Below are 8,925 nucleotides of genomic sequence, written 5' to 3' on the forward strand. Positions count from 1 at the left end.
GATAAATAGTGGCTTCGGGGCGGCTTTTCCCCACTCGGCGGAGGGTTCGGCGTATGTTCGAAACGCGGATCGATATGGCGAACGCCATTGCTCACGCAAGCGATGAGAGCCTTATGCGACGGGCTTTGGCCGCCGTGGCGCGTGACCGCGGTTCGTGTTGGGGACGTGCCGGAGAGCGCGTGCGACGCGCGTTTTTTCTATTGGGGTTCTTATTCGACTCGCGATCTATTCACGAAACGATCTTCGTCGTTGTAGCAAAGATACGAACGCTCGAACCAATAAAAAACCGGGAGTATGGAAGCTCCCGGTTTTTTCTGCGATTGCTTCTTCATATCGCATTGATTCGGAATCCGACGAGATCGGACTCACTGCCGTCAGTTTCGGGAGGTTTTCGCGACGGTTCCCTTTGCCATCCGGAACGTCTGCTTTGCTCGTGCCGGACGGGCGGTGCGCTGCGATTTCGCCCAACGCTTGGCGACATCGCGCCACCAGGCTTGCTGCGACGTCCGCGGGTGATCGGGCGGCGCAACGTATGCGTTGAAGATGTGGCCGGAGACTTTCGCGTCGACGCTGTCGAGGCGCTGCAGCGCCGTTTCGAGCTCCGCGGCGCGGGTCGTCCTGCCGCGCGAGACGAGCAGCACCGCATCGCAGTCCTGTGCAGCGATCGACAGCGTGTCGCTGTACGGCAGCACGGGCGGCGCGTCGACGATCACATAGTCATAGCGCGTGCGCAGCGTCGCGAGCAACTGCGAGAATTCGGCGCGTTCGAGCAGCTCGCCCGGATTCGATCCCGTGAGCGTGCCGGGCGTCATCACGGATAGCTTGCTCTTGCCGATCTTGATGATCGCCTTGTCGAGCGATTGCCCGCCTTCGAGCACGTTCGCGAGACCGATGCCGCCGCCGTTGCGGCCGACGCTGAGCGGATTGTGCGATCCGCCGCGCATGTCCGCGTCGACGAACAGCGCCGATGCGTTCACGTCGGCGAACAGATACGCGAGATTCGACGCGACGAAGCTGCTGCCGACGCCTGCGGTCGGGCCCGCGAACACCAGCACCTTGCCGCCGCTGCGGCCGTCGTGCGAGAACGCCGCGCGCAGGCTCGTGCGCAGCGCACGCAGCGCTTCGATGCCCGGATCGTTTGGATTTCGTGCGGCGAGCGGTTTCACCGTCGCGCGCGCGGCGCCGGTTCTGTCGTCGTCGAGCGCGAGCGCCGATGCCGAAGGGGCGACGACGGCGACGCAGGGAATGTCCGACACGTCTGCGATCGATTGCGGAGCGCTCAGCTCGTTGCGATAGCGCGCAAGCAGATACGCGGCGGCGAGGCCCGCGAACAGCCCGCCGAGCAGCGCGCCGAGAATCACGATGCCGCGTTGCGGCCACGCCTTCTTGTACGGCTTGTTCGCCCAATCGACGACACTCACGCCCGGCGTCGTGCTCGCGACGGCGATCTCGAGCTGCTGGGCATTGGTCAGCACGCTCGTATAGAGCTGCGTCGCGACCGACACTTGCCGCGACAGCCGGACGAATTCGCGCTGAGCGGTCGGCAGCTTGTTGGCCGCCGTCGTCGTCTGCTGAATCTCCTTCTTCACTTGATCGAGCTGCGTCTGCACGGTCTGATAGGTCGTGCTGCCCGGCAGGAAGCGCGCCTTCACGTTGTCGAGCGCGAGCTGCAGCACGGTCTGATGTTCGGACAACGAGTTCAGCCGGTTGATGAGCGCGATGCCTTGCTGGTCGACATCGATCGTGCCCGTCGTCGTGCGGTAGCGGTTGAGCGAATCTTCGGCTTTCTCGAGATCCTTCTTGAGACCGGGCAGGCGCGCGTGCAGCGAGTCGAGATTGCGCTGCGCTTTCTCTGCGCGATATGCGATGTCCCGCTGCAGGTAGACGCGCACGATCGCGTTGACCATCTCCTGTACGCGCTGCGGCGTGTCGGCTTGGTAGACGAGCTTCATCATCGACGGCTCTTCGAGCGTCGAATCGCGATTCGCCACGACCGTCTTCATCTTCTTCATCACGTCGTCGTAGACGAGCTGTGTCGGCTCCTTGACGATCGAGAACGCAATGCCGGAACGCGCGCGCAGCGTGTCGACGCGGATCTGGCCTGCTTGCGCCTGTTCGCCGTCCACGGCGACGCTGAACGGCACGGTCTGGCCGACCGCGCCGCGCGCGAGCAGGCGGTCTTTCTTGTCATAGAGCGTCCATTGGCCGTTTTCGCCCGCAACGAGCCGGAACTTGTCGCCGAGCGCGGCATCGGGCAACGAGAATTCGCCGAGCTTCAGCTTTTCGCCGCCCCACGCGAAGCCGGACATGCCGAGGAACGGCGACGCGAGCTTGTCGTCGTTCGCATGGCCTGACGCGAACAGGCGGCCGACGAACGGGAAATAGTCGAGCGTGCGGATGTCGAGGTTCGCGCCGATCTGTTCGATCGCAGTGCCGACGATCGCGCGCGACGTCAGCACTTCGCTCTCGTCGTTCGCGGACGGGCCGTTCGAGATCGTGCCGGACACGTCCGACAGCGCGCTGATCGACGATCCGGGCTTCGTCTGGATCCGCAATAGCGCTTCGGCGCGATACTGCGGCGTTGCGACGAGCGCATACAGGACGCCGAGCGCGAAGAACACGACGACGATCGTCGCAAAGAGCCGCCGGTGCCGCACGACGCTCCACCACAGGCCCGCGAGCCCGTCGTTTCTCTTTGCGTGCGGTACCGCCGAAATGGGTTGTGCTTTCAGATCCATCGTTGTTTCCCGTGATATGCGACGACGACCGCGATGCCGGCCGCCGCAATCCTCTCAATCAGTGCTCTTCATCGAGCGATCGAGCACGGTTCCGCGCGAGGGCGGGCGCCGGGCGCGACGCTCATGCTCCGATCGTGATGAATATCGGCCCTCGTGCCTCCGAGACGTCGAGTCGTCTGCGGCTGCCGACATCGAGCCCGGCGCCGTACATGTCGGTCACGACTGCGCCGGTCGGCAGCCGCGACAGGTCGACGCCGATCGCGTTGTCGTCGCCGTAGCACCAGACCACGTATTTCGTCGCACGTGCGGCGGTCAGCCTCAGCACCACGTAGCGCGCGTCCGAATCCTGAAAATACCGGGCGCGTTCGGCGTTCCTGGTGAACGAGAACAACTGGCGAACTGCAATGTATGCCGGCAGCCTTCCGTTGTCGGTGTCGAGGAGTCCAAAGTTGTGCTCCATGTTCTTGCGATCGCGGCCGTCGTCGCGAATGTCGTAGTACGACGTGAGCCCGATCTGCGAGATCCAGTTCGCTAGCAGCAGCCGTACTGCGTATCTCGCCTGGCGCTCGCGTGCGACGCTCGAATGGCCGTCTCCGATGTCGGCGACGTAGTTGTAGCCGTAGCTCGGATACGCCCATTCGGTCGCCCAGATCTGCGGCAGCGTGCGATATGCCGACAGGTCGCGCCGCAGCGCCGCATAGTCGGCAAACACCGTTTCCGGCTCGGTTTGCCGGTATGGGTGCACGCTGATCGCGTCGGGCGCCGGCTGCGCGCGGCTGGCGATGTCGCCGACCGCGCGGATGAACGTGCGGTTGACTTGCTGCACGCCGCCCGTCGCGACGATCGCGTCGGGATTCGCGGCCTTCACCGCTTGCACCGCCTGCTTTAGTACGTTCCGGTAAGCGGCGGGAGACGGCTCGCCGAGCCAGTAGGTCTTGTGGTCCTGCTCGTTCCACACTTCGAAGCGCACCGGCTTGCCCTTGAAGCGCTGCGCCGCCTTGAACACATACTGGCGGAACGCGGCAAGCTGGGCGGGTGTCGTCGGCGGCTGGTTCGGGCTGTGCAGATGATGCATGCCGCCGAGAATGAACAACGCACCGAGCCCGCGTGCGGACAGATTGGCGACGAGCGCGTCATACTTCGAGAAATCCCAGCCGTGCGGCGTGTCCACTGCCTCCCAGAACAGGTCCGCGCGGACGAACGAGAAACCGGCGTCTTTCACCGCATCGAGCAGCTTCGTATCGCCGATGTCGTGCACGGCGATGCCGGTGTTGTCGCGCGACGCCGCGAAGCCCGGCAGATCGGCGTATGCGCGTTTTGCGATGACGTTCGTGGTTGGGGTGCCGAGTACGACGGTAGTCGAGGCTCCAGCGAAGCCCGGTGCGGCGAGCACCGCGCTCGCAAGCGCGGCAAGCATTCGGCGGCGCTGGTTGGACGTGCGGTTCGTCATATCGTCGTTTCCTTCTTGGCGCATCGCGGCTTCAGCGCGCGATCGGCGCGCTCACGCCGGCACCGTATCGCAGCCGGTCGAATGCAATTCGCGCACTCGCGATGCGCGCACGCTGCGGCGCACGCAGACTGATCGAGCGCAGTGTCACGCCGAGGAACAGCAGGCAGCCGATCGTCTCGCAGATGTCCGTCGTCACGCCGCTCACGAGCAGGAAGCAAAGCATCAGCCAGACAGGCCGGTCGTATGCCGGCTGCGTGAGGATGAAGCGCACGAAAGCTGCGACGATCAGCACGGCGCCGATCACGCCGAAGTTCGCGACCGTGTAGAGCGCCATGTTGTCCGCGTAACCGACGTTGAAGCCGAAGTCGGCCGTGTAATAGCCGACCGCCGAGCCGAAGCCGCCCGGCCCGATGCCGAACCAGATCAGGTGCTCGCGCAGCAGCCCTTCGATCAGCAGCGGCCACGTATTGATGAAACGGTCCTGCATCGACGACAGCGAGCCCGAGCTGCCGACGTCCTGCGTGCTCGCGAGCGTGACGACCCAGCCGGCGATCGGCAGTGCGATCGTGAGCACGGTCGCCCAGATGCACACCGTTCGCAACGAGTGCGTGCGCAGCATGAAATGCAACGCGACGACGAACGCGAGCGCGACGAGCGTCGTCTTGTTCGTCGTCGCCCAGATGCCGGCCGCCGCCAACGCCAGCAGCATGGCGAGCGCGAGCCGCGAGCGCACGCGCGGAAAGATCCAGGTCGTCAGCAGTCCGATCATCAGCCCGGTCGTTGCGCTGCTGCGACCGAAGCCGGGCAGTCGCGACGAGGTGCCGACGTACGACGATTTCGCGAGCTGCACGCTGACGCCGCCGATGTCGACGCTGCCGCCGACCCACGGCAGCTTGATGAAATAATTGAGCAGCACGCCGCCGATGCACAGCAGCGCGAGCGCGACGAACGCGCCGAGCATCCGGCGCGATTCGAGTTCTTCGAGTGCCTGCTGCGGTATGACGATTGCGAACAGCATCGGTGCGATCGTCCAGATCCAGAAGCCGACCGCGCTCAGGCCGACACCGTTCGCGAGCGACACGCATGTCTGTGCGGCGAGGTACGCGGCGATGAGCACGTGGCTCGCTTTCGGCCGCTGGACGATCGCGAGCCCGAGGCACGCGACCATCAGCGCCTTCGGCAGGTAGCCGAGCGCCGCGACGCCCGCGAGCGACGTGTAGTAGCGGATCGCGCCGGACAACACGTCGTTCGCAACTGCGATGACGAACGTTGCCGCCCAGAGTCTGTGTATCTTCGAGATACCTTGCATCGGTGCGTAATAGTCGAATGGCGAGTCGAACGGCTGGATCTTTCGGGCCGGCATCGTCGGGTTTCGAACGGTTGCGCGTGCCGTCTTCAATCAGCGAGCGATGCCGCAAAACCGCGGTCTCGGCTCAAGTCGTCTGACTCACTCGGGCCGCACGCCCGTGGACGCGTTCGCGCGGCCGGCCGTCGCTCCGACGGCTGGGTTGGCGGGAGGAGCCGCCGCCCGTGGGCGGCGGCGTCGGACAGGGATCGGCGCGCGAACCATGCATCTGCGTCGAAGGATAGCGTCGCCGTCCGGCGGGGAAAGTACGACAGCCCACACTACGCAGATGGGGCGGAAGGCGGGGAAACGGCGTTGACCGCGGTAAAAATAGGGGAAGACGGTGGGCGGCGGCGCGCGCTTGGCGGAAGGCCGCGCGCGACGATGCTGGCGGTGCGGACCGCGGCCGGGGGGGGCGTTCGCGGGCGGGGAGGCACGCGAACGATGCCGGGGATGCGCCGGCGCGATCATGCGCGGGGGTCCCGATTTTGGGCCCGGACGATGCGTGAATGTAGGGAACCGCTGGTGCGTCTGTTCTTATTTGGATAAGTAATCTCGAAATGCCCGTATTTCGGATGCCAAATCAGCAATGCGGTTGCTGGAAGTCATCGAGCATTTCCATCACGCACGCCGCTCCTGCCCGACCAACCTCGCGAGCTTCGCGAACAACCCGTGCCGATCGATCCACTCGGCATACGCACGATATTCGGGATCGCGCATCAGATGCCGCTCCTCGGTCTTCGCGCGCAGCCAGTACAGCAGATTCACCGCGACGAGCGCCGTCGAATGCATGATCGCGAGGCGCCAGCCGAGCGGCTCGACGAACGGCACCGAGATCATCCAGTACGATAGGTTCTTGGCGAGATAGGCCGGATGTTTCGTGAACCGGTACGGGCCCGACGTGATGATGCCGCGATTCGTCAGGTTCGAGAAACGCAGTCCGAACGAAATCGTCGACAGTGCATAGCAGAACAGAAGTGCGACGATGACGCCGCCCCACACGAAGCGGACGACGGGCACGGACAGCAGCCAGTTGTCCCAGAACATCGATCCTTCGTAGCGGATGTAGTTGTTTCCGATCAGCGACCAGAACGGCTGATAGCAGATCAGCGCGGCGAGCCAGCCGAGCGTCGTCGGCTCGACGCTGCGCACGTGACTGTCGAGAAGGCGAAACGTGCATAGATAGCCGACTGCGCCGAACATCAGGTCCATCGTGTACGACAGGTCGTACATGAAACGGAACGTCGCGAGCGAGAACGGCGCGCTCGCCGCGCTCGCGAACGACGCGCCGATGCGGTTCGCATCGGTCGACAGATAGACGACCATCAGCGGCAGGAAGAACGCCTTCACGGCCCAGCCGGCGAGCATCTCGCGGATCGGCCGCCAATCGGCCGGGCGCTGTCCGCGGAACAGCCAGCGGCCCCATTCTAGATACGCGTCGTCGACATCGCGCTGGCGCCGGTCCATCCAGCAGAAATAGATCGGCGCGGCGAGCGCGATGTACGGCGCGAGCGTGCCGACGAGCGACCAGAACGGCTGGTAGAACGCGCCGTGGTATTCGGGCAGCAGCCAGTAGACGAGCGCGATGCCCGCATAGACCGACGCGAGCGCGGCGAGCCGCAGCGACACGCGCGCGACGCTGAGCGGCCGCAGCGCGCGGTTCGCGAGGCCGGCGCTCGGACGCAGATGGACGCGCGCGACGAACAGCTCATACGCGCCGATCGTCGCGATGATCGCGGCGCATGCGAGCAGGCTGCGCTCCGTGCCGGTCAGTGCGGCTGAGCCGCGCGACGCCCACAACGTGAAGAGCCCCGCCGCGATGCCGGCGAGGCCGATCGAAAATGGCGTTGCCGAATGCGGCGGCCGTTCTTGGGCGTTCGCGACGCTGTCGAGAGTGGATTGCATGTCATCCCCCCGTGTCATGACATGGACGGCGGGCGGCCGGGCGTTTGGAGTGGTTGGGCCCGGCCGCTGCGCCGTTCAGCTTGCTTGTCTGCTTACTTTCCGGTGACGCCGCCGAGCAGTCCGCCGATCAGGTTGGTCACGGGCGCGAGCAGGTTTGTCGTCGCCGAGCCGCTCGCGGTCGTGCTGCCGGTCAGGCTACCGACGACGCCCGTGACGGGCGCGGTCGTCGTCGAACCGGTGCTCGTCGTGGGCGACGTCGTCGCGACGGTGCCGTTCGCACTGATGGCGAGCGAGCCGACGAGGTTCGTGACGGGCGACAGCACGAGGTTGAGGCCGGACGTCGCGTTGCCGCCCGTCGAGCCCGACAGGCCGCCGAGCAGGCCGGTGACGGGCGCAAGCGGATTCGGCGTCGTGCCGGGCTGTGTCGCGCCTGCCGCGCCGGTCAGCGAGCCCGCGATGCTCGTGATCGGCGCGAGCGGATTGGACGAGCCGCCGGACAGGACGCCGGTGATCGGTGCAAGCGGATTGGTCGTGCCGCCGGTCAGCAGGCCGCCGACGCTCGTGACCGTGTTGCCAAGCTGGCTGACGACGCCGCCGACTGCCTGGACCACCTGGTTGTTGGTCGAGCCCGACACCTTCGCGCCGGCCGCGTTCAGACCGCTGCCGACGGTGGTCAGCAGATTGTTGACGGGTGCGCCGAGACCGGTGACCGCGCCGACCGTCTGCGTCGTGCCGGAGACGGCGTTCGTGATCGGGTTGATGATCGAACTCACGCCGGTTTCGAGCTGCTGGACGGGCGCGCTGGTGAGCACGTTGTTCAGGCCGGAGCCGACTTGGGTGACGGTGCTGCCGAGCGTGCCGACCGCGCCGCCGAGCGGCGACGTGACGGGCGCGAGCGGCGCGAGGGGGCCGGTGCCGATGCTCGTCACGACGCCGCCGAGCGACGAAACTGCGTTGCCGACATTCGAGACGACGCCGGACGTCGACGTGAGCGTCGGGCCGAGCGGGTTCGGCGACGTGCCGAGTGTGCCGAGGCCGGCGGCGGTGCCGTTGCCGAGCGTCTGGACGCCGTTGCCGAGCGAACTGACTGCGTTGCCGAGATCCGTGGTCGTCGCGCTGTTGACGCCAGGCACCGACGTGCCGGAGATCTGGTTGCCGGTGGCGGAGACGACCGTCCCCGTCGCGGTGATCAGATTGCCGGTTTGCGCGAGGATGTTGCCAAGCGGGGAGGAGGCGGTGCCCGACGTACCAGACGTACCAGACGTACCAGACGTACCAGACGTACCAGACGTACCAGACGTACCCGACGTACCCGACGTACCCGACGTACCCGACGTGCCGGAAGTACCCGACGTGCCGGAAGTACCCGACGTGCCGGAAGTACCCGAGGTACCGGAAGTACCCGAGGTACCGGAAGTACCCGAGGTACCGGAAGTACCCGACGTGCCGGAAGTACCCGACGTGCCGGAAGTACCCGACGTGCCGGA

The 8,925-nt window shown here is 65.9% G+C and carries 5 protein-coding genes and 1 pseudogene; 1 reads left to right on the forward strand and 5 read right to left on the reverse strand.

Annotated features, from left to right (window positions below):
• Positions 1–374: 374 nt before the first annotated feature.
• The 5 genes from WS69_RS10135 to WS69_RS10155 form a co-directional block, all read right to left on the reverse strand.
• A complete protein-coding gene (locus WS69_RS10135) occupies positions 375–2,738 on the reverse strand; it encodes a GNVR domain-containing protein (RefSeq protein ID WP_059470646.1) in 2,364 nt (787 codons plus the stop codon).
• A gap of 121 nt (positions 2,739–2,859) precedes the next feature.
• Positions 2,860–4,188: a cellulase family glycosylhydrolase gene (locus WS69_RS10140; RefSeq protein WP_059470651.1), complete on the reverse strand. Its 1,329-nt coding sequence runs from the start codon at positions 4,186–4,188 to the stop codon at positions 2,860–2,862.
• Between the two features lie 31 nt (positions 4,189–4,219).
• Entirely contained in the window at positions 4,220–5,551 is a 1,332-nt protein-coding gene (locus tag WS69_RS10145) for a hypothetical protein (protein ID WP_059470647.1), read from the reverse strand.
• A gap of 603 nt (positions 5,552–6,154) precedes the next feature.
• Positions 6,155–7,438: a methyltransferase family protein gene (locus tag WS69_RS10150; protein WP_059470648.1), complete on the reverse strand. Its 1,284-nt coding sequence runs from the start codon at positions 7,436–7,438 to the stop codon at positions 6,155–6,157.
• 92 nt (positions 7,439–7,530) lie between these two features.
• Positions 7,531–8,571 carry a collagen-like triple helix repeat-containing protein gene (locus WS69_RS10155; protein WP_059470649.1) on the reverse strand — a complete coding sequence of 347 codons (1,041 nt, stop codon included), beginning with the start codon at positions 8,569–8,571 and terminating at the stop codon, positions 7,531–7,533.
• On the opposite strand from WS69_RS10155, the pseudogene WS69_RS34630 reads away from it, so the two are divergent.
• Positions 8,531–8,925 (forward strand): annotated as a pseudogene (locus tag WS69_RS34630) (hypothetical protein); the annotation flags it as partial. The gene WS69_RS10155 and the pseudogene WS69_RS34630 overlap by 41 nt on opposite strands.

This window comes from Burkholderia sp. BDU5, assembly GCF_001522845.1.
Classification (GTDB): domain Bacteria; phylum Pseudomonadota; class Gammaproteobacteria; order Burkholderiales; family Burkholderiaceae; genus Burkholderia; species Burkholderia mayonis.

Coding starts and splice junctions, on each gene's coding strand:
- WS69_RS10135 (WP_059470646.1), bottom strand. CDS start 2,738: ATGGATCTGAAAGCACAACCCATTTCGGCGGTACCGCACGCAAAGAGA.
- WS69_RS10140 (WP_059470651.1), bottom strand. CDS start 4,188: ATGACGAACCGCACGTCCAACCAGCGCCGCCGAATGCTTGCCGCGCTT.
- WS69_RS10150 (WP_059470648.1), bottom strand. CDS start 7,438: ATGCAATCCACTCTCGACAGCGTCGCGAACGCCCAAGAACGGCCGCCG.
- WS69_RS10145 (WP_059470647.1), bottom strand. CDS start 5,551: ATGCCGGCCCGAAAGATCCAGCCGTTCGACTCGCCATTCGACTATTAC.